Source organism: Streptomyces sp. NPDC041108, from assembly GCF_055592645.1.
Map to the genome: position 1 here is coordinate 22,635 of NZ_JBVIYK010000004.1, position 26,699 is coordinate 49,333.

The following is a 26,699-nucleotide window of genomic DNA, read 5'->3' on the forward strand; positions in this document are numbered from 1 at the left end:
TACCCACCCCCACAGTCCGACTCGGCACAGCACGGCAGCACAGCAACGCAGGAGGTCGACCCCCCATGAAGGCAGACGAATTCGACTACGTCGTGGTCGGCGGCGGCACCGCGGGAAACGTGGTCGCGGCCAGACTCTCCGAGGATCCGTCCGTCACGGTGTGCGTCCTGGAGGCGGGCCCCAGTGACGTCGGCGACGACGACGTCCTGAGGCTGGAACGCTGGATGGGCCTGCTGGAGTCCGGCTACGACTGGGACTACCCGGTCGAGCCGCAGACCAGCGGCAACAGCTTCATGCGGCACGCGCGGGCGAAGGTGCTCGGCGGCTGCTCCTCCCACAACTCGTGCATCGCCTTCTGGGCACCCGCGGAGGACCTCGACGACTGGGCGGCCGCGGGCTGTACGGGCTGGTCCGCGGCCGACCTCTTCCCTCTCTACCGGCGCCTGGAGAGCAACGACGCGCCGGGCGACCACCACGGCCGCTCCGGGCCGGTGAAGCTCCGCACGATCAAGAGCGAGGACCCGTGCGGCAACGCCCTGCTGGAGGCGTGCGTCCAGGCGGGCATTCCGACGACCCCGTTCAACGCGGGGACGACGGTGGTGCGGGGCGCCAACTGGTTCCAGATCAACTCCGACGAGAACAACATCCGGCAGTCCTCCTCGGTGGCGTACCTCCACCCGATCATGGGCAAGCGCCCCAACCTGGAGGTACGCACCGGGGTCCGCGCCAAGAAGCTGGTGCTGGAGGGGCGTCGCTGCGTCGGCGCCGAGTATCTGGACCCGGACCTCATCCACACCCGGACGGTGCGCGCCCGGCGTGAGGTCGTGGTCTCCTGCGGCGCCATCGACACCCCGAAGATCCTCATGCTCTCCGGCATCGGCCCGGCCGAACAGCTGCGCGAGGTCGGTGTGGACGTGGTCGTGGACTCGGCGGGCGTCGGCGAGAACCTCCAGGACCACCCCGAGGGCGTCATCATGTGGGAGGCCGCGCAGCCGATGCCCACCGAGTCCAACCAGTGGTGGGAGGCGGGCATCTTCTACGACACCGAACCGGGCCTGGACCGGCCCGACCTGATGTTCCACTACGGGTCCGTGCCGTTCGACATGAACACGGCCCGGTACGGCTACCCGACCTCCGAGAACGCGTTCTGTCTGACGCCCAACGTGACGCGGGCGAAGTCCCGGGGCACCGTGCGGCTGCGCACCCGGGACTACCGGGACAAGCCGAAGGTCGACCCGCGTTACTTCACGCACGAACACGACGTGCGCGTGATGACGTACGGCCTTCGTCTGGCCCGGCAGATCGCGGCGCAGCCGGCGCTGAGCGGCTGGGCGGGGGCCGAGCTGGCGCCCGGCCCCGACGTGCGGAGCGACGAGGAACTCCTCGACTACATCCAGAAGACCCACAACACCGTCTACCACCCGGCCTGCACCGTGAAGATGGGCGCGGACGACGACGCCTCCGCCCCGCTGGACGCGCGGCTTCGCGTGAAGGGGATCGCGGGGCTGCGGGTGGCCGACGGGTCGGTGATGCCGGACCTGGTGACGGTGAATCCCTGCATCACGACGATGATGATCGGCGAGAAGTGCGCGGATCTCCTGAAAGCCGACGCGTAGGCGCCGCGTAGGCGAGGCGGTGGGGAACCCGCGGGGCCGCCGTGGCGGTCGCGCGGGTTCCCCACGCCCCTCAAGGGGCCGCTGTGGTCGGCCTCTTGTACATCCTCGTCGCCGTGATCTCCGTGTGCACCGCCTCCCCCGCCTGGGGCTGCTTGGGCAGTCCCGGGCGGAGGTGTTCCTCCACACTGATGTACTTCAGGCCCGCCCGCAGGTCGGCGTCGTTGCGCAGTCGGATCACGAGCGGGAACTCCGCCAGCGCGGTCGTGTCGAAGAGGCCGGTGGTGTAGAGAAGCTGGACACCCAGGGCGTCCGAGACCGCTCGCTGGAGTTCCAGCAGGTACGTCGCGTTGGCACGGCCGATGGGATTGTCCAGGAACAGCGTGCCGGCGTGGCGGTGCCTGTCCCGCCCCCGGTCGTTGCTGCGGAGCGCGGCCATCGTGCAGTAGAGGGCGATGGCGGCGGTGAGCAGCTGGCCGCCGGAGAAGACGTCGCCCATCTGTCCGACGGGGACGCGCTCGGCCCTCAGCACGGCGTCCGGCTTGAGGATCTCCACGGCGATGCCCTTGGGCTGGAGCGCGGCGCCGACCCCCCGCAACAGCAGGGACATTCCGTCGCGGCGCATGTCGGAGTTCTTCTTCACCGCCGCGCGGGTCGCCTCGTCGACGACCTCGCCGAGCCGTTCGGTGAGGGTGGCCTGGTCGGGCTCCTCGAAGCGGATGCGCAGGAACTCCTGGCCGGACCACTCCCCCAGGCCCTCGGGGAGCCTGGACAGCCGCTGGGCGGAGCGGAGCGTGGCGAGGGCCGACTCCACCAGGCCCCGCAGCCGGTCGACGATCGAGTCCCGGTTGCGCTCCAGCTGGGCCAGCTCGTCCGTGAGGACCCGGAGCCGGGGCGCGAAGGCGTCGGCCCACTTCTGGGCGTGCTCGGGGAGCGAGGCCGCCGGCAGCTCGCGGATCTGCTGGCGGGCGGGTGTGCGGACCTGCTCGTAGCGGGTGGAGTTGGCGTGGCGCACGAGGATGTCACTGGCCTCGCGTACGGCCCCCTCGGCGGCGGACAGGTCGGCGGCGCAGCCACGCAGGGAGCGGCGGGCCTCGGCGGCGGCCCTGCGCGCCTCCTCGGGGCCGCCGGGGTAGGGCTCGGTCTCCTCCCGGTCGTCGTCCGCGGAGTGGTCGCGCAGGAGGTCCCGGAGCAGGGCGGCGGTCTCGTCGAAGCCGCCGGCGGCGTCCTCGGCGGCGCGGTGGGACTCCAGCAGCTCGGCGTGGGCCTCGCGGGCCCGGGTCAGTGCCTCGGCCCGGGAGGCGAGTTCGGCGGTGGCGGTGCGCAGCAGGCCCTGGGCGTGCTCGGCGTCGCGCGGGAGCAGCTCCTCCGGCAGCTCGGTGTGCGTGTCGCCGTCCTCGGGGGCGTGCCGCTCGGCCTCGCCGCGCAGCCGCCCGAGCTGTTCGCTCGACAGGGACACCCGGCTCTCGAGGAGCTGGACCAGTTCCTCGGCGCGGGCGACGGCGGCCTGCCGGGAGGGCGCGTCGGAGCCGTCCGGCGACTGCAGGAGCTGCTCGGCACGGTTGCGGACCTTGTTGGTCAGCCGGCCGAGTTCCGCGATCGCGGAGCTCTCGTCGCTCTCGGCCCGCGCCTGCTCGGCGCGCAGATCGGCGCCGACACCCACCTTCTCGTACACCTGGGAAGCGGCTCGGTATGCCTCGCGCAGGGCTGCCAGGGGGTGCTGGGGCGCGTCGGGGCCGGTCTCCGGTACGTCGTCGGGGGCGCCGGCGATCTCCGCGCGCTCGGCGCGCAGCGCCCGCGCCGTGCGGCGGGCGTCGTCGGCGGCGCGCTGGGTGGCGCGGCGGTCCTCGTCGGCGGCACGGGCCCGCTCCAGGCACGACTGGGCGCGGGCCTCGGACTCGGCGGCCTCGTCGGCCAGTTCACGGAGCTTGACCTGCCAGCCGGCCCGCTCGCGCAGCCGGAAGGCGAGCCCGGCGAGGGCGTCGGCGGCGCGACGGGCCTTCTGCGCGGCCTCCTGCCGCTCGTCGCGCACGTGGGCCGCCTCGGCCGCCGCCTCCTCGGCCTCGGCCCTGACGGTCCGCGCCTCCGACAGCTCCGCCTCGGCCTCCTCGGCGAACGCCCGTGTCTCCCGCGCGGTGCCGGCCAGCTCGGTGAGTCTCCCCGCGGGGCACCCCGTGCGCCACGAGGAGAGGCGGGCCGCCAGTTCGCGGTCCTTGCCGAGCCGGGCCGCCAGCTGCCGGATCTCCTCGTCCCGCTCGGCCGCCCGCGCGCGCAGCGTCTGCCGTTCCTCGTCGGCGGCGTGCTCGTCGTGCATGGCCGGGTTCGGCGGCACGAGGAACACGTCGGAGGAGGTGCCGTCGCCCGCGCCGGCCGAAGGGGTCGGGGCCAGCAGGGCGGCCGCCGTGCCGACGGCCACGGCGGACCTCGGGAGCAGTGCCGCGTCGCTCAGCGCCTCGCGGGCCCGGGCGTGCGAGTCCGGGTCGGTGATGATCACGCCGTCGACCAGCTCCGGGCGCGCGGCCAGCACGCGCGCGTGGTCGACGGGATCGACTGCCTGGGCCAGGTAGCGCCAGCCGGGGAGGGCGGGGATGCCGTGCTCGCCGAGGAACTCGACCGTGGCGAGGACGTCGGGGCCCGGCGGCAGCAGCCCGCCGTCGCCGAGGGCGCCCAGGATGCGCGCGTCGTCGGCGGCGGCGGTGCGCAGGTCGAAGAGGTGACGCTCGGCGGACGACACGTTGTCGTCGAGCAGTTCGCGCAGTTCGTCGGCGAAGCGGTCCAGCTCCTCGGGGGTGAGCGAGCCGTCGGCGGCGGAGGTTCCGGCCGGCGTACGGGCGTGGTCGGCCGGCCTGTCGGCGGTCCCCGTGGCGCCGTCCGACGGCTCTCCCCTGCGGGGCACGGGCACCCCCGGGCGGGTCCGGCCGCCGGTGCCCGGCAGGCTCAGCAGCTCGGCCAGCCGCTCCTCCGCCGCGAGGGCCTCCGCGGTGCGCCGCTCCCCGTCGAGGGCGCGCTCGGCGGCGGTCGCCGCGTCCGCCGCGCGGGCGGCCGTCAGCTCCGCACGGGACTCGGCGGAGGCCGCCTCCCGGGCGTGCTCGGCGGCGCGGCGCGAAGCCTCGCGTGCGGTGTCCCAGGCGGCGACGGCCGTCTTCTCGGCGTCGCTGGCGGCGAGGGCGGCGCGGGCCGGATCGGCGTCGGGGGCGGTGTCGTCGAGCCAGCCGGCGCGGACGGCCTCGGCGGTCTCCTGCTCGACCTCGCCGAGGCGTTGCCTGAGGTGACCCGCCTCGCTGCGGGCGCGCTGCGCCTCGGTGGCGGCGACGGTCGCGTCCCGGTGGGCGGCCTCGCCGGCCTCCTGCAGCGCCGCCGACTTCTCCTCCCCCTCGTTGGCCAGGTTCTCGGCGCTCTCGGCGGCGGCGTGCAGGGCGCGGACGAGGTCGACGGCGGCCTTGGCGCGGGCGGCGAGCGCGGGGGCGGCGTCCCGTTCGGCTTCCTGGATGGCGGCGGCCACCCGTGCGACGCGGTCGGCGGCGGCCCGGTGCCTGAGCACGGCCTCGGCGGCCTGCCAGGCGGAGTGCAGGGTGCGTGCGTCGGCCAGCTCCCGTTTCTGCGAGGCGGCCGACTTCTCCGCGGCGGCCAGCGCCAACGAGGCGTGCCGGTAGGCGAGTTCGGCCGCGATCTGGGCGCTGCGGTCACGGGCGGCCTCGGAGTGGGTGACCGCGTACGCGGCGGCGGTGGTCCGCTGGGCGAGGTCGGTGCCCCGCAGCCGCTCCCGGGCGGCCCGCGCGGAGAGGCGGCGGGCCAGGGTACGGGTGCGCCGCTCGGCGCCCGCGTGGATGTCCCGGGCCCGGGAGCGGGCCTCGGCCGCCTCGACGATCCGGCCGAGCAGATCGACGGACCCGGCGGTGAAGTCCCGCTCGGCGATCAGCTCGGCCCGCCGCCCGAGCTTGTTGCCGAACCCGGCGACCAGGTCGGCGAGTCCGTCCGTGTCCCGGGTGTCGGTGACGGCCCGCAGCAGCAGGTCGGTGAAGTCGGCGTCCTTCTTCACCGCGAAGAGTCCCGCGGCCTCGCCCTCGTCGGCGTTCATCTCCCGCTGGTAGCGGAAGAGTTCCGGGTCGAGGCCGAGATCGGTCAGATGCTCGTTCCAGCGGTCGTGGATCTCCTCCCAGTGCACTTCGAGGTGCGGATACGCCTTGCCCGCCTCGGTGAGGGCGTCCCGGAAGCCCTTCATGGTCCTCCGCCGTCCCTGGGCGCCGGACGCGCCCTCGACGGGCGGGCGTACGGCGGTGGACTCGGCCACGGGCAGGTTGTCCAGGCTCAGTCCCGGACCGGGCCGGAAGGAGTACCAGGCCTCGGCGAACTTGCGCGGGTCGCTGGAGACCTGCCGGCCACGCCACTCGCTCACCTTGCCCACGACGACGCACTCGCCGGTCAGCGTGTGCTGCCACTCCAGGGCGACGTGCCCGCAGTCGTCGGCCAGCAGGAACTTGCGCAGCACACCCGAGCTGGCGCCGCCCAGGGTGTTGCGGTGGCCCGGGAGCATCACCGAGAAGATCAGCTTGAGCAGGACGGACTTGCCGCCGCCGTTCTCCAGGAAGAGGACCCCGGCCGGCGCCGGCCGGCGCGGCGGGCCGGTGGGTTCCTCCTCGAAGAACTCCGCCTGCTGCGGCGCGGGGTCGGGCACGTACGCGCCCACACCCCGCAGGTCCAGCACGGTGTCGGCGTAGCGCGCACCGGCCGGCCCGATGGAGTAGAGGCGGACCCGGGACAGCTCGTACATGGCGGCGGACTTTCGCGGTCGTAAGGGTGGTTCGTGCGGTGCGGTGGTGACGGCGGGCCGTCGGGCGGGGTCGTGGGGCGGTCGTGGTGCCCCCTGGGGGGACGTGGTTCGGTGGTGGTCAGGAGTGGAAGGGCAGGCCGGCGTCGGCCACCAGCTCCAGGTCGTCGGTGTCCTCGGCGGGCAGCAGCGTGGCCGAGCCGTCGGTGACGGGCACGACGCCCAGTTCCAGCAGTTCGGCCATCGCGGCGCTGCCCGCCATGTCCCGCACCTGGAGCTGGTAACGGGCGGTCGTCCGGTACGTGCCGCCGTTGTCGTCCCCGGTGCGCTGCAGGAAGCCCGAGTCGGTCAGGAAGCCCACCGCTTTGCCGATGATGCCGGTGGTGGATCCGGCCAGCCGGCGCGCGTCCTTGGTGGCGCCGGTGGAGCTGCGTCTCGCCCAGGTCCGCCAGGCCGACTCCAGGCCCGGGGCGTCGGTCGCCGGGTCGGTGTTCTCCCCCAGCTCCTCGGCGCGCTCCTCCAGCCGGCGGCACGCCTGCCGGACGAAGGCGTCGACACCGTTGACCGAGACCCGCCCGATGTATCCGTCGTCCGCGAGGTCCTCGGGCCGGGGGAAGGCCATGGCGGCCACCGCGAGGTGCGCCAGCCCGTGCAGGAACCGGTCCACCGAGTCGGCCGCCGTCCGTCGCGCGTAGTCCCCCATCCGCACGGCGAAGACGGAGTCCTCGGCCGCCGTCACCGCCATGCCCGCCCGCGGTGACACCTCCAGCACGATCAGTCCCAGCCCGGCGGCCACGGCGTCGGCGAGCCGCGCGAAGGCCGGATCCTCCCGATACCGCCGGAGCAGTTCGCCGTACTCCTGGTCCCGGGCGGGCTGCAGCTTGGGCTGCAGCCCGAAGGCGACGAGCCTGGCGGCATCGGCGGCGTCGGCGGGAGTGAGGGGCGCGGCCACCGGAGCGGCGGCCGTCTCCGGCTCACTCCATTCGACGTGCTCACTCACAGCGGAACTCCTTGGTCGGGCGAACGGGGGGAAGGGCGATGGCATCAGCGGGGCGGGGGACCGTGCGACAGGCCGTGGACGGCCGGCGGCCGCACCACGGGCTCGACCCCCGTGGGGCCCTCACGCCGCCTCCCGGTCCGCCGCCATCCCGGCGGCGTCCAGCAGGGCCGTGCCCACGATCAGATCGGCCCCGCCGAACTCGGGATCGTCCAGCTCCACCCCGTCGTCCACGGAGAACAGCAGCTTCGCCTCCCCCTGCCGGTAGGCCGTCCCGACCGGCGGGCTCGCCGCGTGCACGGCCAGGAGGGCGACCAGATAGGGCAGTTCGGGATCCTGGAGCCGGGCGTCCGCCAGCAGCCCGGACAGCCGTCGGGGCGCGTCCGCCGGCAGGTCGAGCAGTTCCTTCGCCGCCGCCAGCTGTTCCTCGCTGAAGCGGCTGTCGTCGGGTGTGGCGATCAGGTCCGGCTCGGGCATCTCGGCACCGAGGTGCTCGCGCTCCACCGGGGGCGTGAACAGCAGCTCGACGAGGTCCCCGACCCGCACGGACCCCGGCGTGCGCAGCCCCGTCCCGCGAGCGAAGAACGCGTCGGTCACCCGGCGTGCCTGCTCCACGGGCAGCGGAAGCAGCGGCGCCAGCAGGTGGCCGTAGAGGTCCGTGCCCGAGGTGGTCATCGGGGTGGCGAAGGCCTGCCGGTCCTGCTCCGCACGGAACAGCGGCCCGGCCTCCAGCAGTCTCGACTGCAGCTGTGTGTGCCGCCGGATGCAGTCCTTGACGATGTCGACCAGTTCGGCGGCACGCCGCTTGTGCTCGGATTCCTCGGACTCGTCGCGTGCCTTGCGGATGTTGGTGAGGATCGCGTTCTCGTGGCGGTAGCGGTCGGCGACGTGGTCGAGTGCCTCGGCGATCATGTCGGGCACGGTCCTGAGCCAGTCGACCGCGCGGACGTTGCGCCGGGTGGCGTCCAGTGCCCTGCGCAGCGTCTCGGAGTACTGCACGGTCCGGTACCGGGCCTGCTCGGCGGCGAGCTGGGCGTCGGCGAGCCGGCCCCGGCTGATCAGGATCTCCAGCTTGACCTCGGCGGCGATCTGGGCGCTGGTGACATCGGTGTCGAGGGCGCCCACGAGGACGTTGACGGCCTCGTCGGTCGTGCGGAGGTAGACACCGCCCCCGTAGCCGGGGACCTCCTCGATCAGCTTGAAGTCGTAGTCGCGGCGGACATAGGTGCCGTCGGGCGCGAACGTCCCGTACACGGCACGGAAGCCGCGGTCGACACTGCCGACGTTGATCAGGTTCTCCAGGACCCAGCGGGCCACCCGCTCGTGCTCCTCGACGGGCCGTCGGGGGGCCTGGGCGGCGATGCGCGGGATGAGACGGGCGACGATCTGGTCGTGGTCCGCGCCCGTGTCGAAGTCCATGTTCAGGGTGACCAGGTCGATGGCGGCGAGGGCCACCTCGGCCATGCCGTACACCGAGTACTCGCCGGCGAGGTTCGCCTTGCGCGCGTCCAGGTCGTGCAGCGGTGCGGTGCAGGCGAGCGCGCGCAGCCGCCGCGCCAGTCCCTCGTCGGCGGCCGGGCCCGGAGCAGGGCGCGGCCCCGCGCCGAGCTGGGGCGGAACGCTGTCCGTCGATGCGGGTGAAGTCACGGTGCACAGACTAGGTCCTGGGTCTGACATCGACCCAAATCGTTCCGCCGGGCGGGGACCGGGGCGGCCGCGCCCGGGCCGGACGGCTCAGGAGACCTCGGCGACCCGCCGCCCGTACACCGCGACCAGGTTCCGCAGCGAGTCGTCGAGGTAGTCCGCGAGCAGCCGTTCGGCCTCGTCGCGCTCCCCGCGCTCCAGCGTCCGCAGGATGAGGAGGTTGCGCGCCAGATACGGCTCGTACAGCTCGCGCGGATCGTCCACCACGTGGAAGGCGAGCCGGAGTTCGGCGAAGACGCTGCGCATCAGCTCGTCGGTGCGGGCGCTGCCGGCGAGGGCGACCAGTTCGCGGTGGAAGTGGATGTTGGCGGTGGAGACACCTTTCCAGTCGCCCTCGTGGGCCTCCCGCTGTCCTTCCGCGACGGCCGCGGCGAGCCGGTCGAGGCCGTACGGCGGGGCTCCGAGTCCGCGGACGACGGCGCACTCGACGAGGCGGCGGGTGCGGTAGATGTCCTCGACGTCCTCGACGGTCAGCACGCGCACGAAGACACCGCGGTTGAGTTCGTGGACGAGGAGCCGTTCGTGGGTGAGCAGGCGGAACGCCTCACGGAGGGTGTTGCGGGAGACGCCGAGGGCGCCGCCGATGCTGTCCTCGGACAGCCGGGTCCCGGGTGGGAAGAAGCCGTCGGCGATCCGGCTCCTGAGGATGTCCGAGACCCGCTCGGCGGTGCTGGTGCGCCCGAGGAGGGCCCGGTCGTCGGCGAGTCCGGTCAGTTCGGCGGCCATGCCGGAATTCAATCGCAGACTCGAGAACGAAACAACACGGGTATTGAAGGATCGTTCAACGATCCTCTACCTTGCTGGACAGGCGGCCCACCGTTCGACGCTCGGTTCCCTCGTTCGCCGCCCGGCGCCGCCGCTCCCGCACGGCCCGGCTCCTGTCTCACGCACTTCTCCCCCCTCACCGCGAGGTGCCCATGAGTACGCCCCCTCCCTCCCAGGTCCCGACCACCGAGCCCCACCCCGACCCGGCCCGACCGGCCTCCGACGACGGCGCGTTCGGCTGGCTGCGCGCCCTCGGGCCGCGTGGCCGCCGTGCCTTCGGCGGCGCGTTCGGCGGCTACGCCCTCGACTCGTACGACTACTTCACGCTGCCGCTGAGCATGGTCGCGCTCACGGCCTACTTCGGCCTGGACAACGGCCAGACCGGGCTGTTCACCACCGTCACGCTGGTCGTCTCGGCGATCGGCGGCGCCGCCGCGGGCGTGCTCGCGGACCGGATGGGCCGGGTGAAGGCCCTGATGATCACCGTCGTGACGTACGCGGTGTTCACCGTGGCCTGCGGCTTCGCGCCCAACTACGAGACCCTGCTGGTCTTCCGCGCCCTTCAGGGGCTCGGCTTCGGCGGTGAGTGGGCGGTCGGCGCGATCCTGGTCGCCGAGTACGCGAGCGCCAAGCACCGGGGGCGTACGCTCGGCGCGATCCAGAGCTCCTGGGCGGTCGGCTGGGGTCTGGCCGTGATCGTCTACACGGTGGTCTTCTCCCTCCTCGACGACGACCTGGCCTGGCGCGTGATGTTCTGGACCGGCGCCCTGCCCGCGCTGCTCGTGATCTGGGTGCGCCGCTCGGTCGAGGACGCCCCGCAGGCCGCCGCCGCGCGGGAGAGGAGCACCGAGAAGGGCTCGTTCGCCGTGATCTTCCGGCGGGGCACGGCCGCCTCGCCCGGTCTGCTGCGCACCACGGTCTTCGCGGTGCTGCTCTCCACCGGCGTCCAGGGCGGCTACTACACGCTGGCGACCTGGGTGCCCACGTATCTCAAGACGGAGCGGGGTCTGTCGGTCGTCGGCACCGGCGGCTACCTCACGTTCCTGATATCCGGTGCCTTCATCGGCTATCTGACCGGCGGCTATCTGACCGACCTGCTGGGCCGACGGCGGAACATCTGGCTGTTCGCCGTGCTCTCGGCGCTGTGCATCCTGGCGTACGCGAACATCCCGAGCGGCGCGGGCACCCTCCTCCTGGTGCTCGGTTTCCCGCTGGGGTTCTGCATGTCGGCGATCTTCAGCGGCTTCGGCTCGTACCTCAGCGAGCTGTACCCGTCGGCCGTCCGGGGCACCGGGCAGGGCTTCACCTACAACACCGGGCGGGCCGTGGGAGCCGTGTTCCCCACCACCGTCGGCTTCCTGGCCGACAGCTGGGGCGTGGGCGGCGCGCTGGTCTTCGGCGCGCTCGGCTACGGCCTGGCGGCGGTGGCCCTGCTCGGCCTCCCGGAGACCCGCGGAAAGGAACTCGTGTGAACCCCGTGACGACCGAGGACCACCCCGAGGCCCGCACCCCCCGGAACGGTCCCGCGCTGCCCGCCCCGCACGACGTGCCCCTGGCCTCCGTCGCACTCCCCGCCCCGCACGACGTGCCCGTGGCCTCCGTCGATCCGCACGCGCACGCGTGGACCCCCGAGAAGGCACGCACGGTGTTCCGTTCAGGAGTCACCGGCCCCACCGCCGGGGTCGCCGCCGGCCACACCCAGGCGAACCTGATCTCGGTGCCCGCCGACTGGGCCTACGACATGCTGCTGTTCTGCCAGCGCAACCCCAAGCCGTGTCCCGTGCTCGACGTGACGGACGCCGGGGCGTGGAGGACGCCGCTCGCATCGGGCGCGGACCTGCGCACCGATCTGCCGCGCTACCGGGTGTGGGAGCACGGGGAGCTGGTGGCGGAGCCGACGGACGTGGTCGACGTCTGGCGGGAGGACCTGGTGTCGTTCCTGATCGGCTGCAGCTTCACCTTCGAGTCGGCGCTGACCGGGGCGGGCGTGCCGATGCGCCACATCGAGCAGGGCCGCAACGTCTCCATGTACGTCACCGGCCGCCCGTGCCGGCCCGCCGGGCGGCTGCGCGGCCCGATGGTGGTGTCGATGCGTCCGGTGCCGCCGGAGCACCTGGCCACCGCGATCCGGGAGACCAGCCTCCTGCCGGCCGTGCACGGCGGCCCGGTGCACTGCGGCGATCCGGCGGGCCTCGGCATCGCGGATCTGTCCCGCCCGGACTTCGGCGACCCGGTGGACGCGGAGCCGGACGACATCCCGGTGTTCTGGGCCTGCGGGGTGACGCCCCAGGCCGTGGTGACGGCCTCGCGCCCGCCCTTCGCGATCACCCACGCACCGGGCCGGATGTTCCTCACCGACGCCCGGGACGAGCAGTACCGCGTCCTGTGACGAACTAGCAGGAGAATGGCATTCATGAGCTCCATCGATCTCAACGCCGACCTCGGCGAGGGCTTCGGCCGCTGGACGCTGACCGACGACGAGCAGCTGCTGTCCGTGGTCACCAGCGCCAATGTGGCCTGCGGTTTCCACGCCGGGGACGCGGCCACCATGCGGCGGGTCTGTGCACTGGCGGCCGAGCGCGGCGTACGGGTCGGGGCCCAGGTCTCGTACCGGGACCTGGCGGGCTTCGGGCGGCGCGCGATGGACGTGCCGCCCGCCGAACTGGCGGCCGAGGTGGCCTACCAGATCGGCGCCCTGGAGGTATTCGCCCGCGCGGCGGGCACGCGCGTGTCGTACGTGAAACCGCACGGCGCGCTCTACAACCGGGTCGTGCACGACGAGGAACAGGCGGCGGCGGTGGTCGACGGGGTGCTCCTCGCCGATGCCACGCTGCCCGTCCTCGGTCTGCCCGGCTCACGTCTCCTCGCGCTGGCCGAGGCGGCGGGGCTGCCCGTCGTCACCGAGGCGTTCGCGGACCGCGCCTACACCGACCTGGGCACTCTGGTGCCGCGCGGCCGGGAGGGCGCCGTGATCGCGGACGCCGACGCGGTGGTGGCCCGCTCGGTGAGCATCGCCGGCGACGGCACGGTCACCGCGCACTCCGGGGCTCGCATCGCCGTCCGGGCCCGCTCCCTGTGCCTGCACGGCGACACACCGGGCGCGGTGGAACTGGCCCGGCGGGTGCGGGCCGAGCTGGCGGCGGCCGGTGTGCGGGTGGAGGCGTTCGTATGAAGGCGCTCCCGGTCGGGGACCGCGCCCTGCTGATCGAGGTGGGCACGGGTGAGGAGGCGGCGGCGCTCCACGCCGAGCTGCTGCGCCGCCGCGCGACCGGCGACCTGTCGGCGGCCGAGATCGTCCCGGCCGCCCGTACGGTCCTGCTGGACGGCCTCGACGACCCTTCCCTGCTGGCCGGACGCCTCGCTTCCTGGGACATTCCGCCCGTCCCCCCGCGCGCGGAGGACGTCGTCGAGATCCGGGTGCGGTACGACGGCCCCGATCTGCCGGACGTCGCCGCCCACTGGGGTGTCGACGTCGCCGAGGTGGCCCGGGTCCACGCGGCGGCCGAGTACCGCGTGGCCTTCTGCGGCTTCGCCCCCGGCTTCGGCTACCTCACGGGGCTGCCCCGCGAGGTCCCGCGCCGGGCCACTCCGCGCACGGCGGTCCCCGCGGGGTCGGTCGCGCTCGCCGGCCCGTACACCGGCGTGTACCCGCGCGCCTCCCCGGGCGGCTGGCAGCTGATCGGGACGACCGACGCGGTTCTCTGGGACACCGCGCGCGTGCCGGCCGCTCTGCTGGCGCCGGGCACCCGGGTGCGCTTCACACCCGAGGGGGCACCGTGACCGACGACGCCCTCGTGGTGGTCCGCGCGGGCGCGCTGACCACCGTCCAGGACCGGGGCCGCCCCGGCCTGGCCCACCTCGGGGTACCGCGCTCGGGGGCGCTCGACGCGCCCGCGGCCGAGTTGGCCGGGCGGCTGGTGGGCAACCCTCCGGGAGCCGCCGTCCTGGAGACCACGCTCGACGGCTGCTCCGTGCGCCCCCGCTCGACGGTCGTCATGGCCGTCACGGGAGCCCCCTGCGCGGTCACCCTGGACGGCCGTCCGGCTCCGTGGGGAGCGCCGGTACGGGTGCCCGGCGGGGCGCTCCTCGACATCGGCGCGGCCCGCTGCGGCGTACGCAGCTATCTCGCCATCTCCGGCGGAGTGAGCGTGGAGCCGGTCCTCGGCAGCCGCTCCACGGACCTGCTGTCGGGCCTCGGCCCGCCACCGCTGACGGCCGGCACGGTGCTGCCGCTGGGCCACCGGGCCGGGCCGCACGCGCACGTGGACGTCGTTCCGCACCCGGCGCCGCCCCGCGAACTCGTGCTGCGCGTGACCCTGGGTCCGCGCGACGACTGGTTCACGGACGGGGCCCTGCGCACCCTCACCGGGCGCCCCTACGCCGTCTCGTCGGCGAGCAACCGCATCGGGCTGCGCACGGAGGGGCCCGCCCTGGAGCGCTTCCGGGCGGGCGAACTGCCCAGCGAGGGCATGGTGCTGGGCGCGGTCCAGGTGCCGCCGGACGGCCGCCCGGTCGTCTTCCTCGCCGACCATCCGACCACCGGGGGCTACCCGGTGATCGCGGTGGTCGCCCCGGCGGACCTGCCCGCCGCCGCCCAGGCCACGCCCGGCACACCGGTGCGGTTCGTCGCCGTACGGCACCGCCGCTGACCGGTCCTGCGGGGCCCGCTCACGCCACCTCCGGCCGCTGGTCGGAGACGGTCAGCGCGGCCAGTGCCGCCGCCACCGCGTGGGAGGCGGACAGGTCCAGCCGGGCGCTGGTGCCGCGGGCCTCGTGCCGCACCTCGGCGGCGGCCAGGGCCAGGAGCTGCGGCAGGAGGTCGGTGCAGCGCCGGGCCACCCAGGCCGTCCCCGCCGTGGCCAGCCACCTGAGGCCGGCGGCGCGGGTGGGCACCGGGAACCCGGGCTCGGCGGACGGCGCGGGACCGGTCGCGATCCCGGCCTCCGCCAGCAGGGCGTGGAAGCGCAGGGCGAACTGCCGGTGCCCCCGCTCACCGGGGTGCAGCCGGTCCGCGCTCCACATCGCACGGTCCGTCAGCCAGGCGCCCTCCGAGGCGTGCAGGTGGACCGCTCCGTGCCGCTCGGACAGGGCGTGGACGACGGTGTTGACGGCCCGTTGCCGCCGGGCGAGGGGCCTGGCCAGCGCCCGGGGCAGGCCGAGCATCGCCCCGGGGTCGGGCAGGCACGCGGTGAGCAGCACCACGTCGCGCTCCCGGAAGGCCCCGTAGATCTCGTCGAGACGGGCGGCCACGGCGTGGATGTCGAAGGTGCAGCGCAGGGTGTCGTTGACGCCGACGACGACGGAGGCGATGTCCGGGCGGAGGGCCAGCGCGGCGGCCAGTTGCCGGTCCCGTACGTCGCGGGTCTGTGAGCCGCTGACGGCCAGGTTGGTGAACCGCGTCCCGGGGCCGAGCCCGTCGGCGAGCAGCGCGGCCCAGCCCCGCCGGCCGCCCGCCACGGGGTCGCCCACGCCCTCGGTGAGGGAGTCGCCGAGGGCCACGAACCGTCGGGCCCTCATCCGACGCCCTCCCGCACCGGGCGCCCGGCGGTGGCGTCGTGCGCGGCGAGGAACGCGTCCACCGCGGTCCGCCAGCCGAAGCACTCGGCACGCGCGCGTGCCGCCTCCCTGCGGTCGCCCTCGGGCCGGTCGAGCAGTGCCTCGACGGCGTCGGCGAACGACTCGCCGCGGTCCGCCGCCGCTGCCCCGGCCGAGCCGATCACCTCGGGCAGCGCGGACGACGAGCTGGCCACCACGGGCGTACCGCAGGCCATCGCCTCCAGCGCGGCCAGCCCGAACGTCTCGGCGGGGCCGGGAGCCAGGGCCACGTCGGCGGAGGCCTGCAGCGCGCCCAGCGTGGCGCGGTCACCGACGTGCCCGAGGAAGGTCACCGGGAGCCCCTTCGCCCGCTGTTGGAGCCTGGCGCGCAGCGGCCCGTCGCCGGCGACGACCAGCACGGCCCGCCGTCCGCGCCGGAGCAGCGCCTCCAGGGCGTCGACGGCCGTACCGGGCCGCTTCTCGACGGACAGCCGGGAGCACATCACGAGCAGGATGTCGTCCTCGCGCGCGTGCCGACCGCGCAGCGCCGGGTCCCGCAGGGCGGGGTGCCGTCCCACGAGGTCGACGCCCAGGGGTGCCCGGACGACGTTCCGGGCCCCGATCCGTACGAACTCCCGTTCGGCGAACTCGGTGGTGCACACCACCCGCGCGTAGGTGTGGGCCGTGCGGACGTTGAGGGCGTCGGAGGCCCGGCGGGCCATCCGCTCGGACAGGCCCCAGGTCCGCAGCACGCCGTCGGCGGTCTCGTGCGAGACCATCACCGCGCGCACCCTGGCCCGCCGGGCCCACGCCCCGGTCCAGCGCAGCGTGGTCCGGTCGGAGACCTCCAGCCGGTCGGGCCCCAGCGATTCCAGCAGGCCCGCGACCCGCCGCTTGTCCATGAGGACGCGGTAGCCCCCGGTCCCCGGCAGCAGCGGCCCGGGCAGGGTGATCACCCGGCCCTGCTCGGTCGCGTCGTCGGTGTACCGCTCGCCGGGCACGACGAGGACGGCCTCGTGCCCGGCGGCCTCGTACCCCTTGCCCAGTTCCCTCAGCGCGGTGCGCAGACCGCCCGAGGTGGGCGCGACGAAGTTGGCGAGCCGTACGATCCGCAGCCTGCCCGTGCTGTCCCCGCTCACGCGGCCACCGCCGTCCGTGTCGCGAGCACATCGGCGTAGTGCCCGATGAGCTGGTCGCCGATGGCCGCCCAGGTGCGCCCCTCCACCATGGCCCGCCCGGCGGCCCCGTACGCGGCCCGGAGCCCGGGATCTCCGGCCAGGGACCGCACGGCGTCGCGTACGGCGGCCGCGTCGCGCGGCGGCACCAGGAACCCCGTGCGCCCGTGGGCGACGAGGTCCAGCGGGCCGCCGGCGGCGGGGGCCACCACGGGCACTCCGCTGGCCATGGCCTCCTGCACGGTCTGGCAGAAGGTCTCGAAGGGGCCGGTGTGGGCGAAGACGTCGAACGAGGCGAAGATCCGGGCGAGGTCGTCGCCGGTGCGGCGGCCGAGGAACACGGCTTCGGGCAGGGCCTCGCGCAGGCCGGGCTCGCTGGGCCCGTCGCCCACCACGACGACCTTCACACCGTCCAGACCGCACACCCCGGCGAGCAGGTCGATCTGCTTCTCGGGGGCGAGGCGGCCCACGTAGCCGACGATCAGTTCGCCGCCGGGCGCCAGTCGGCGGCGCAGCGCCTCGTCGCGCAGCCGGGGGTGGAACCGGACGGTGTCGACCCCGCGCGGCCACAGGCTGACCCGGGGGACGCCATGTGTCTCCAGGTCGCGCAGCGCCGCGGTGGACGGGGCGAGGGTGCGGTCGGCGGCGGCGTGCACGGAACGGATGCGCCGCCAGGCCGCCGCCTCACCGGCGTGGACGTAGGTGCGGGCGTATCCGGCGAGGTCGGTCTGGTAGATCGCGACGGCGGGGACACCGAGGCGGGCGGCGGCCGCCATGCCCCGCACGCCGAGGACGAAGGGGCTGGCCAGGTGGACGATGTCGGCCCGGTGTTCGACGATCGCCGCGGCGACCCGGCGGCTGGGCAGGGCGACGCGGACCTGGGGGTAGCCCGGGAGAGGGAGGGAGGGGACACGGACGACGGGGCACGGTGCCAGGAGGTCGGCTCCGGCCCCGGTTCCCTGGGCGGTGGCCGGGGCCACGACGAGCGGGGAGTGCCCCCGCGCGACGAGGTGCCGCGCGGTCTGGAGGGCGCAGTGGGCCACGCCGTTCACATCGGGGGGAAAGGACTCGGTCACGATGACGACACGCATACCCGTGTTGTCGTCGTACCGGACGTGGCCGCGTCAACGTGGATCTTTCCGGGCGGGGAACGTCCCATGAGCGTTGCGCTGCACACCTGTCCAGGTCAGGCCGTGTCCATGCCTTCCTGACCTCCGGGTCGCCGGGTGTTCACACTGCGGGCATGTCGGGACCGATCCGGCTGCGTACGGCTGTCTGGACGTCGTCCTCCTCGGCCGGGTCGGCGGCGAGCCGGCGGAGCTGGTCGACGACCCGGGTGTCACCGGTCTCGGCGTGCCGGGCGGCGATCTCTCGGGTGGTCTCCTCGCAGTCCCAGAGGCACTCGACGGCGAACCCGGCAGGGAAGGAGGGATCGGTGGCGGCGAGCGCGCGGGCGGCGCGGCCGCGGAGATGGGAGGAGGCGGTCTCGCGGTAGATATGGCGCAGGACGGGCGCGGCGCAGGCGATGCCGAGGCGGCCGGTGCCGTCGACGAGCGTCCACAGGGTCGGCGCGTCGGGCCCTTCGCCCCGGACGGCCTCGCGCAGCGCGCCCAGCACCAGGTCGCTGTCCTTGGCTCCGCCGAGGCAGGCGAGCATCCGTCCGGCGGCGGCGCCCAGCGGGTCGGGTCGGTGCACCCAGCCGCGGGCCCGGTCGACGGCGGTCAGACTGCGCATCCGTTCGAAGGCGTCGACGGCGGCCTCCACGACCATCGTCGTCCCGTCGGTCACGGCGCCCTCGATCAGGTCGAGGGCGTCGGGATCGTTGCCGTCGGCGAGGTAGCGCAGGGCGGTGCAGCGGGCGCCGTCGTCGCCGGACCGGGCCGCGAGGAGGATCTCGGGCCGGTCCTCGGGGCCGGCGACGGCCGTGAGACACCGGGCGGCCGGCACGTGGAGGACGGCTCCGCGTTCTATGCCCTGCTGGGCCCACTCGAACACGGCCTTGACGCTCCACCCCGGCCGGGGTCCGCTCGGCCGCATCTGCCGCTGCCAGCGGTCGAAACAGCCGGTCTCCTGGGCGGCGCGCACGCGTGTGGCGATCGCCTCCCGGGGATCGTCGGCCCACAGCCGCCAGGGGCGCGGCTCGAAGGCGTCGCGAACGGTGGCGGCCAGTTCGGCCTCGCCCTGCGGGTCGGTGGTGAAGCGGGCCAGCACGGGTTCGGCGAGGGCGCGCAGCCCTTCGTCGTCGTCCCTGAGGGCCAGTTCGTCGAGGGCCCAGGCCCAGCTGGTGCCCACGGCGGCGTATCTGCGCAACAGCTGCAGCGCGTCCCGCCTGCCGTACGAGGCGAGGTGCCCGAGGACCGCGAGGGCCAGCCCGGTGCGTGACTCGTCGGTGTCGAGCACGTCCTCGGCGTCGAAGAGGTGCCGCTCGATCTCGTCGAGCTCACCGCTGAGGTCGAGGTAGAGACGTGCGTAGTACAGGGAGCGGTTCTCCACCTGCCAGTCGTGGCGGGGGTCGCTCAGCACACAGTGGTTCAGTGCCGCGAGCGCCTCGGCCCGCGGGGCGGTGAGCGCGTGCAGGGTGCCGTCGCCGCGGCCCCGCTGCAGCAGGCCGAGCAGCGTACCGCTGGGCGCTATGACCGGTTCGAACATGGGAAACAGCCTCACATCAAGCGTCGACGCAACCGGGAATTCCGCTTTACCTGGCCGCGTGACAACACGTCGGTGCGCCCGCCGTCTCTTGCTTGCTGTAGACCATCTTCCTCTGCCTCTCGTCGGTGGCCCATGCGGACCGCGTCACGGCCCACGCGGTGCGGCAACACCTGCCCAGCCATCATGTCCGTGAATCACGACGTCATGATGACCCGGCGGTTCTCGCTGCCGCGACCGAAATATCCGGCGGCCCCGTACCGCCTCCCCCGTCTTTCGTGTTGTGCCTGGTCAGAACATGTGGATCAGTGCGCTGCGAACAGTTCGAGCAGTTCTGTCTTACCGAACATACGTGCGGTGTCAATCGCGTTGGGAGTGCCCGCGGCAGGGTCGGCCCCGCCGTCCAGGAGCACCCGGACAACCCCCTCCTCACCCTTGAAAACCGCCCCGGCGAGGGGAGTCTGACCCCGGTCGTTGACGCGGTCGGCCTCGCCGCCGCGGGCCAGCAGGGCCCGTACCGCGTCGGCGTGACCGTGGTAGGCGGCGAGCATCACGAGCGAGTCGCCGCGGTCGTTGGTCAGGTCGGCCGGAACCCCCGCGTCGACGTACTCCACGAGCGCCTCGGTCTCACCCCGCCGGGCCAGATCGAAGATCCTGGTCGCCAGCTCCACGACCTCCGGGTCGGGGGCTTCGCTCATCGCCGGGACCACCTCTCACAAAACGCGCATCGAGCCGAACGGGTGAATCGCCAGAGTACTGGCTCACCGCCCACATGAGCGGACAGAGCCGAGGCAAAGATCACACCGAGTCCCGTTACGCGCAACAGCCCAGCCCGGACGGACCAGTGCGAATTCCGCCACTCGGGCGAAATCCTCAGAATTTCACCCTTTTGCACCTTTTATCGTATGGATACATGCTGCGACTCTGGAAGAACTCATGGTGACTGTCCCCATCAACCAGGAGAACCCACATGATCCTGAACATCTCAGGCGTCGTCCTGCTCGGCGTCATCGTCTTCCTGTTCTTCCGCAAGGACGGCCTGAAGGCGTCGCACTGCATCGTCGTCACCCTCTTCGGGTTCTACCTCGCCAGCACGGGCATCGCCCCGAGCATCACAGCGGGCGGCGAAAGCCTCGCGAGCCTCCTCGGCGGGATCAAGTTCTGACCCCGTCCCCATCCGCACGCACCCCCAGGAGACAGCCGTGGCCCGGGTCCCCCTCCCCCGCATTCTCAGCAGCGGCGGCGCGCACCTCGCCAGGAGCCGGGAGCTGGCCCGCACGGCCGCCGACGGCGCCACCGACGTCCTCCACCCGCTGATCACGATCACGCGTGGACTGCGCCGGCTGGTCGCCGCCGGACGGCTCAGATGGGCACAGACCCCGAAGGACCGCCGCGGGTCACTGCTCTTCCTGGTGGCCTCGGTCGTCCTGGTCGTGACCCTGGTGCCGTACGGCCCGCTGCTCGCCGTCATCGCCCTGATGGCGGCGGCAGCCTGGGCGGGCCGCGCCGGCGCCGTCCCGGAGCCCACCGGCCCGGACGAGTCGCAGAGCCGGCGCCTGAGGTCCCTGTACGACGCCCTGGTCCCCTACTTCTCGGCCGCCGAGGACCCCGCGCCCCTCTACACGCACGGGGGCGACTGGGAGGACGCCTTCCCCACCTACACGTTCGACGGCACCGGCCGTGTCTGTCATCTGCTGGTCCGGTACCCCGCCTACTTCACCGACGGCGAGCCGGAGGCCCGCGCACGCATCGAACAGCTGCTGCACGCCAAGGCGGGCCGCGGCCGTGAGTACCGCTTCACCTGGGACGAGGAGGCCAACGAACTCACCGTCGATGTCATGCCCCCGCTCGCCCGCGACATCGGCGCCCAGCGCTTCGTCACCGCCCCGGGCGAGACGGTCCTCGGCTTCACCGACGCCGTCCATGTCCAGCGCACCCTCCCCCTGGCCTGCCAGGAGGAGCTACGCGATGTGCCACCGGTCGTCTGGCGCACCGGCCCGGGTTCCACAGAACCGCATCTTCTGGCCGTGGGCGGACCGGGCAGCGGCACGACGACCCTCCTGCGCGCCATCGCCCTCCAGGCCCTGCGGCACGGCGACGTCGTGATCGTCGAGGGCGGCGGCAGCGGCGAGTACGCCTGCCTCGTGGGCCGCGACGGTGTCCTCGCCGTGGAGAGCGGGCTGTCCGGAGCCCTGGCGAGCCTGGAGTGGGCCTCCCAGGAGACCGAACGCCGGCTGATCGCCACGAACCGCGCCCGCCAGGCGGGACAGCCCGCGCCGGACGACGTCCGCCGTCCCCTCTGGCTCCTCCTCGACCGCCCGAGCGTGCTGACCCACCTCGCCGCGGCCGAGGACCGGCGCGACCCGCAGTCCCTCCTCCAGGTCCCCCTGCGCCACGGTCGCGCGGTCGATGTCACCGTCGTGATCACCGAGCAGTTCGACCACCTGGACGCGCTCACCGACGCGGTACGCGGGAACACCCGCGCGCGTGTGGTCCTCGGCCCCGCCACCCCCGAGCAGACGGAGTCGGTCCTCGGCGCGGCGCCCCCGACCACCCCCACCCCGGACGTCCCCCCGGGCCGCGGCTACGCCCGCCTCGGCACCGCCCCCGCCCTCCGGCTCCAGGTGCCCGCCACCCCCGACCCCCACGACGAGAACGCCCCCGAAGCGCTCCGGCGGACGATCCTCGACCTGCTCCCCGCGCGCACGACCCCGGCGGACTCCCTCACGAAGGCCGCGGTGGCCGAGACCTGAGGCCCGGCAGGCCCCTCACGCCACGAACGTCCGCGGTCCCTCGCCCCCGCCCGAGGCGCCGTCCCGCACCAGCCGCGCCGCCGCGGCGAGCCGGACGGCGGCCTCCTCGGCCACCGCTCCCCCCACGGTGAACGGCAGCCGCACATACCCCTCGAAGGCCCCGTCCACCCCGAACCGCGGCCCGGACGGCACCCGCACCCCGACCCGCTCACCCACCTCCGCGAGCCGCGACCCCGACAGGCCGCCCGTCCGGACCCACAGGGTCAGCCCGCCCCGCGGCTCCGAGAACTCCCAGTCCGGCAGCTCCCGGCGCACGGCGGCCACCAGCGCATCCCGGTTCCCCCGCGCCTGCTCCCGCCGGATGTCCACGGCCTGCGCCCACCCCCCCGTGCTCATCAGCCAGTTCACGGCCAGCTGCTCCAGCACGGGCGTCCCCAGGTCCGCGTACGCCCGTGCCGCGACCAGGCTCCGGATCACGTCCGGCGCGGCCCGCACCCACCCGATCCGCATCCCCGCCCAGAACGCCTTGCTCGCCGACCCGACGGTGATGACCGTGGACCCCGCCGGGTCGAACGCGCAGACGGGCCGGGGCATCTCCACATCGTCGTCGAGCCACAGCTCGCTCATCGTCTCGTCCGCCACGAGCACCGTCCCGGCACCCCGTGCCGCGTCGACGAGCCCCCGCCGCCGGTCCTCGCCGGCGAGCGCCCCGGTCGGGTTGTGGAAGTCGGCGACGACGTACGCGAGCCGGGGCGCCGCGTCCCGCAGGACCTGCCGCCACCGGTCCATGTCCCACCCCGCGAGCCCGTCGGCCATGGCGACCGGCACCAGCCGCGCCCCCGCCTCCCGCATCAGCTGCAGGATGTTGGCGTACGACGGGGACTCCACCGCGATCCGCTCCCCGCGCCCCGCGAAGAGATGACAGATGGCGTCCATGGCGCCCATGGCCCCGGTCGTCACCATGATCTGCTCGGGCATCGTGGGGATGCCGCGCGCGGTGTAGCGCTCGGCGAGCATGGAACGCAGCGCGGGCAGTCCGGCCGGGTAGTCGCCGTGCGTGTGGGCGTAGGGCGGCAACTCCTCCAGCGCGCCCTGCACGGCCCGGGTGAGCCAGGGCTCGGGGGCGGGCAGGGCCGCGCAGCCCAGGTCGATCATGGAACCGAGCGCCTCCGGCGGCAGCGGTTCCAGTCCGCGCGCGGGCAGCGGCTTCCCGGCCGGCACGGCCGTCCAGCTGCCCGCTCCCCGCCGGGACTCCAGGAACCCCTCGGTGCGCAGCGCCTCATAGGCGGCCGCGACGGTCGTACGGCTGACGGAGAGGGCCAGCGCCAGCTCCCGTTCGGCGGGCAGGCGGGCGGCCACCGGCACGCGCCCCTCCAGCACCAGCAGCCGGATCCCGTCGGCCAGCGCCCGGTAGGCGGGCGGGCGGCGGGTGCCGGGGCCTGCGGGACGCTCCTGCTGCGAGGTGAGCAGCCGCGCGAGCTGGGCCGCTCCCACCGCCGAAGTCCACTGCGCCATGATTCCAGTCCACCTTCCCCGAATTGGCCATGGATGGCATGACTCTCCAAGCCACAGAGTGTCATGCGTCAGGCCACCGGCACCACCAGGGGGAAGCCTTGTCCGCCGCACAGCACGAGCATCCGCACACATCCCAGCCGGACCCGGGGGCCCCGGAGGGGCACCGTCCACCGCCCCGCCGACTCGGCCGACGGCTGACCCAGCTCTACACCGGACTCGCCCTCTACGGCGCCAGCTCAGCCCTCCTCGTGGAGGCCGGCCTCGGTCTGGAACCGTGGAACGTCCTGCACCAGGGCCTGGCGGAGCTGACCGGCCTGACCATCGGCGTGGTGTCGATCGCCGTGGGCGCGACGGTGCTCCTGCTGTGGATCCCGCTCCGCCAGCGCCCGGGTCTCGGCACGGTCTCCAACGTCTTCGTGGTCGGCATCGCGATGGACGCCACCCTGGCCCTGGTGCCCGAGGCGCACACCCTGGCCGTACGGGTCCCGCTTCTCGTCGCGGGAATCGTGCTCAACGGCGTGGCGACCGGCCTCTACATCGCGGCCCGGTTCGGACCCGGCCCGCGGGACGGGCTGATGACGGGACTGCACCGCCGCACGGGACGCTCGGTGCGGCTGATGCGGACGGCCGTGGAGATCGCGGTGCTGGCGACCGGCTTCGCCCTCGGCGGCACGGTCGGGGTGGGTACCGCCCTCTACGCCCTCTCCATCGGCCCGCTGGCCCAGCTCTTCCTGCGCCTGTTCGCCGTCCCCTCGGAATCCGGCAGCACGGTCGTTGCCACCGGGCCTTCGAAGCGAGCCATACTGCCCGGGTGACCGACCGCGTACGCCACCCCTACCTCGACCATCCGGGACCGATCGCCTTCGCCCACCGGGGCGGGGCGGCGGACGGTCTGGAGAACACCACGGCCCAGTTCCGGCGGGCGGTGGAGTCGGGTTACCGCTACATCGAGACCGACGTCCACGCCACCCTCGACGGCAAGCTGGTCGCCTTCCACGACTCGACCCTGGACCGGATGACGGACGGGGCGGGCCGGATAGCGGACCTGCCGTGGAAGGAGATACGGCACGCGCGCGTGGCGGGCGTCGAGCCGGTCCCCCTCTTCGAGGAACTCCTCGAAGAGTTCCCCGAGGTCCGCTGGAACGTGGACCTCAAGGCGGAGTCCGCACTCCACCCGTTCCTCAACCTGATCGCCCGCACCGGGTCCTTCGACCGCGTCTGCGTCGGCTCGTTCTCCGAGGCCCGGGTCGCCCGCGCCCAGCGCCTCGCCGGACCGCGCCTGGCCACCTCGTACGGGACCGGCGGCGTCCTGGGACTCCGGCTGCGGTCCTGGGGAATCCCCGCAGCCCTGCGCCGCACGGCGGTCGCCGCGCAGGTGCCCGAGGCGCAGTCGGGGGTGCCCGTGGTCGACCACCGTTTCGTGCGCGCAGCCCACGCGCGCGGGCTGCAGGTCCATGTCTGGACCGTGAACGAACCGCAACGTATGCACCGGCTCCTGGACCTGGGCGTCGATGGCATCATGACCGATCACATCGACACGCTGCGCAAGGTGCTGGAGGACCGGGGGACCTGGGTCTGACGCCCGGCACGCGGCCCGTTCACGGGGAAGCGAGGGGCACGGGTGGGCACCGACACCGTGCGGACGGACTCGGCCGACGAGGCCGCGGACAGGCGGCGCGAACAACGCGGCTGGTACTTCTACGACTGGGCCTGCTCCGTCTACTCGACCAGCGTCCTGACCGTGTTCCTCGGCCCCTATCTGACCGAGGTCGCCAAGTCCGCCGCCGACGGGGACGGTTATGTCCATCCTCTGGGCATATCGGTGCGCGCGGGGTCCTTCTTCGCCTACTCGGTGTCCCTGTCGGTGATCCTCGCCGTCGTGATCATGCCGCTGGTGGGTGCGGCCGCCGACCGCACGGGCCGCAAGAAGCCCCTTCTGGGCACGGCCGCGTACGTCGGCGCGGGCGCGACCGCCGGGATGTTCTTCCTGGACGGCGAGCGCTACCTCCTCGGCGGGGTCCTGCTGATCATCGCGAACGCGGCGCAGTCCGTGGCGATGATGCTCTACAACTCCTATCTCCCGCAGATCGCGCCCCCGCAGGAGCGCGACGCGGTCTCCTCGCGGGGCTGGGCGTTCGGCTACGCGGCCGGCTCGCTGGTCCTGGTCGGGAACCTGATCCTCTTCACCGCCCACGACTCCTTCGGCGTCTCCGAGGGCATGGCCGTCCGTATCTGCCTGGCCTCGGCGGGCCTGTGGTGGGGCGCCTTCACCCTGATCCCGCTGAGCCGTCTGCGCGACCGCCGCGGCCCCGCGGGCGGCTCCGGGGGCACCGAGGAGAGGACCGCCCCCGGCCTGCGCCAGCTCGCGGCGACCGTCCGCGACATGCGCCGCCACCCGCTGACCCTCGGCTTCCTCCTCGCCTACCTCGTCTACAACGACGGCATCCAGACCGTGATCTCCCAGGCCTCGGTGTACGGCTCCGAGGAGCTCGGCCTGGAGCAGTCCACGCTCATCGTGGCGGTGCTGCTGGTGCAGATCCTGGCGGTGGGCGGCGCCCTCGGCATGGGCCGGCTCTCCCGGCGCTACGGCGCCAAGCGGACGATCCTCGGGTCCCTGGTCGCGTGGACGCTGATCCTCGGCGCCGGCTATTTCCTCCCGGCGCGCGCCCCCGTCTGGTTCTTCGTCCTCGCCTCGGGCATCGGCCTGGTCCTCGGCGGCAGCCAGGCCCTCTCCCGCTCGCTCTTCTCCCACCTCGTCCCTCGGGGCAAGGAGGCCGAGTACTTCTCCGCGTACGAGATGAGCGACCGCGGCATGAGCTGGCTGGGCCCGCTGCTGTTCGGTGTGACGTACCAGCTGACCGGAAGTTATCGGGACGCGATCATCTCGCTCGTCGTCTTCTTCGTCCTGGGATTCGCCCTGCTGGCGAGGGTTCCGGTGCGCCGGGCGATCAGCGACGCGGGCAATCCCGTACCGGACAGGATTTAGCGCCGGAAGCGAAAGGGCTGTAGTGTACGCGTTTGGCCTGCCAGGCGTACCGTTACTGCGCGTCAAAGATGCCGAAACGCTGGGTGACATCTGCTGTCAGATGTGACAAACCGGGCGCTGGTGGGTACAACAAGGGCAGCTACGACGGCGACGCACGACCCGAAACGGGACACGGGACGGGAATCTTTACCGCCGACCGGACGTTGACCGGATGACGACGACAGCGACACCTGTCCTGTGGG

21 protein-coding genes are annotated in these 26,699 nt (G+C 73.8%); 11 read left to right on the forward strand and 10 right to left on the reverse strand.

Going from position 1 to position 26,699, the window contains the following annotated elements; genetic code table 11:
* Nucleotides 1-65 precede the first annotated feature (65 nt).
* A complete protein-coding gene (locus tag ACZ6BB_RS13245) occupies nt 66-1,616 on the forward strand; it encodes a GMC family oxidoreductase (protein ID WP_471615348.1) in 1,551 nt (516 codons plus the stop codon).
* 70 nt (nt 1,617-1,686) lie between these two features.
* Here ACZ6BB_RS13245 and ACZ6BB_RS13250 read toward each other — a convergent pair whose 3' ends face one another.
* The 4 genes from ACZ6BB_RS13250 to ACZ6BB_RS13265 form a co-directional block, all read right to left on the reverse strand.
* Nucleotides 1,687-6,384 carry a hypothetical protein gene (locus ACZ6BB_RS13250; protein ID WP_471615349.1) on the reverse strand — a complete coding sequence of 1,566 codons (4,698 nt, stop codon included), beginning with the start codon at nt 6,382-6,384 and terminating at the stop codon, nt 1,687-1,689.
* Between the two features lie 118 nt (nt 6,385-6,502).
* Nucleotides 6,503-7,381 carry a hypothetical protein gene (locus ACZ6BB_RS13255; RefSeq protein ID WP_319364524.1) on the reverse strand — a complete coding sequence of 293 codons (879 nt, stop codon included), beginning with the start codon at nt 7,379-7,381 and terminating at the stop codon, nt 6,503-6,505.
* 120 nt (nt 7,382-7,501) lie between these two features.
* Nucleotides 7,502-9,025 (reverse strand): hypothetical protein, encoded by a 1,524-nt coding sequence (locus ACZ6BB_RS13260; RefSeq protein WP_471615350.1) that lies wholly within the window; start codon nt 9,023-9,025, stop codon nt 7,502-7,504.
* An 87-nt stretch (nt 9,026-9,112) separates the two neighbouring features.
* Entirely contained in the window at nt 9,113-9,808 is a 696-nt protein-coding gene (locus tag ACZ6BB_RS13265) for a GntR family transcriptional regulator (protein ID WP_471615351.1), read from the reverse strand.
* A 191-nt stretch (nt 9,809-9,999) separates the two neighbouring features.
* Here ACZ6BB_RS13265 and ACZ6BB_RS13270 point away from each other — a divergent pair, with 191 nt between their 5' ends.
* Genes ACZ6BB_RS13270 through ACZ6BB_RS13290 form a run of 5 tightly spaced genes read left to right on the forward strand, consistent with a single transcriptional unit; the run spans nt 10,000 to nt 14,496 of the window.
* Nucleotides 10,000-11,319 (forward strand): MFS transporter, encoded by a 1,320-nt coding sequence (locus ACZ6BB_RS13270; RefSeq protein WP_471615352.1) that lies wholly within the window; start codon nt 10,000-10,002, stop codon nt 11,317-11,319.
* Complete coding sequence (locus ACZ6BB_RS13275; RefSeq protein ID WP_471615353.1) at nt 11,316-12,236, forward strand: putative hydro-lyase; 921 nt, start codon at nt 11,316-11,318, stop codon at nt 12,234-12,236. Before ACZ6BB_RS13270 ends, ACZ6BB_RS13275 begins: the two co-directional genes overlap by 4 nt.
* A 24-nt stretch (nt 12,237-12,260) precedes the next feature.
* Nucleotides 12,261-13,019 (forward strand): LamB/YcsF family protein, encoded by a 759-nt coding sequence (locus ACZ6BB_RS13280; RefSeq protein WP_471615354.1) that lies wholly within the window; start codon nt 12,261-12,263, stop codon nt 13,017-13,019.
* A complete protein-coding gene (locus ACZ6BB_RS13285) occupies nt 13,016-13,627 on the forward strand; it encodes a 5-oxoprolinase subunit B family protein (RefSeq protein WP_471615355.1) in 612 nt (203 codons plus the stop codon). Before ACZ6BB_RS13280 ends, ACZ6BB_RS13285 begins: the two co-directional genes overlap by 4 nt.
* Nucleotides 13,624-14,496, forward strand: coding sequence for a 5-oxoprolinase subunit C family protein (locus ACZ6BB_RS13290; protein WP_471615356.1), 873 nt, complete (start codon nt 13,624-13,626; stop codon nt 14,494-14,496). The genes ACZ6BB_RS13285 and ACZ6BB_RS13290 overlap by 4 nt, the downstream gene beginning before the upstream one ends.
* Before the next feature lie 19 nt (nt 14,497-14,515).
* Here the strand turns inward: ACZ6BB_RS13290 and ACZ6BB_RS13295 are convergent, their stop codons facing one another.
* From ACZ6BB_RS13295 to ACZ6BB_RS13315, 5 genes are all read right to left on the reverse strand, one after another.
* Entirely contained in the window at nt 14,516-15,364 is an 849-nt protein-coding gene (locus ACZ6BB_RS13295; RefSeq protein WP_471615357.1) for an SGNH/GDSL hydrolase family protein, read from the reverse strand.
* The gene (locus ACZ6BB_RS13300) at nt 15,361-16,521 is read right to left on the reverse strand and encodes a glycosyltransferase (protein ID WP_471615358.1); all 1,161 of its coding nucleotides are present in this window, start codon (nt 16,519-16,521) and stop codon (nt 15,361-15,363) included. The genes ACZ6BB_RS13295 and ACZ6BB_RS13300 overlap by 4 nt, the downstream gene beginning before the upstream one ends.
* Complete coding sequence (locus ACZ6BB_RS13305; RefSeq protein WP_471615359.1) at nt 16,518-17,648, reverse strand: glycosyltransferase family 4 protein; 1,131 nt, start codon at nt 17,646-17,648, stop codon at nt 16,518-16,520. The genes ACZ6BB_RS13300 and ACZ6BB_RS13305 overlap by 4 nt, the downstream gene beginning before the upstream one ends.
* Nucleotides 17,649-17,787: 139 nt before the next feature.
* Nucleotides 17,788-19,206 carry a HEAT repeat domain-containing protein gene (locus ACZ6BB_RS13310; RefSeq protein ID WP_471615360.1) on the reverse strand — a complete coding sequence of 473 codons (1,419 nt, stop codon included), beginning with the start codon at nt 19,204-19,206 and terminating at the stop codon, nt 17,788-17,790.
* Nucleotides 19,207-19,508: 302 nt separating this feature from the next.
* On the reverse strand, nt 19,509-19,901 hold the full coding sequence (locus tag ACZ6BB_RS13315; protein ID WP_471615361.1) for an ankyrin repeat domain-containing protein: 393 nt from the start codon (nt 19,899-19,901) through the stop codon (nt 19,509-19,511).
* A gap of 272 nt (nt 19,902-20,173) precedes the next feature.
* Between ACZ6BB_RS13315 and ACZ6BB_RS13320 the strand changes: the two genes are divergently transcribed.
* Complete coding sequence (locus ACZ6BB_RS13320) at nt 20,174-20,368, forward strand: hypothetical protein (protein ID WP_005485586.1); 195 nt, start codon at nt 20,174-20,176, stop codon at nt 20,366-20,368.
* Between the two features lie 37 nt (nt 20,369-20,405).
* Nucleotides 20,406-21,956, forward strand: coding sequence for a hypothetical protein (locus ACZ6BB_RS13325; protein WP_471615362.1), 1,551 nt, complete (start codon nt 20,406-20,408; stop codon nt 21,954-21,956).
* 15 nt (nt 21,957-21,971) lie between these two features.
* Here ACZ6BB_RS13325 and ACZ6BB_RS13330 read toward each other — a convergent pair whose 3' ends face one another.
* Entirely contained in the window at nt 21,972-23,471 is a 1,500-nt protein-coding gene (locus ACZ6BB_RS13330; RefSeq protein ID WP_471615363.1) for an SCO1417 family PLP biosynthesis transcription factor, read from the reverse strand.
* A 98-nt stretch (nt 23,472-23,569) separates the two neighbouring features.
* Between ACZ6BB_RS13330 and yczE the strand changes: the two genes are divergently transcribed.
* The 3 genes from yczE to ACZ6BB_RS13345 are packed head-to-tail and all read left to right on the forward strand — an operon-like array spanning nt 23,570 to nt 26,457.
* Entirely contained in the window at nt 23,570-24,286 is a 717-nt protein-coding gene (gene yczE / locus ACZ6BB_RS13335; protein WP_471615364.1) for a membrane protein YczE, read from the forward strand.
* On the forward strand, nt 24,283-25,050 hold the full coding sequence (locus tag ACZ6BB_RS13340) for a glycerophosphodiester phosphodiesterase (RefSeq protein ID WP_471615365.1): 768 nt from the start codon (nt 24,283-24,285) through the stop codon (nt 25,048-25,050). The genes yczE and ACZ6BB_RS13340 overlap by 4 nt, the downstream gene beginning before the upstream one ends.
* A gap of 42 nt (nt 25,051-25,092) precedes the next feature.
* Nucleotides 25,093-26,457: an MFS transporter gene (locus tag ACZ6BB_RS13345; protein ID WP_471615366.1), complete on the forward strand. Its 1,365-nt coding sequence runs from the start codon at nt 25,093-25,095 to the stop codon at nt 26,455-26,457.
* Nucleotides 26,458-26,699 lie beyond the last annotated feature (242 nt).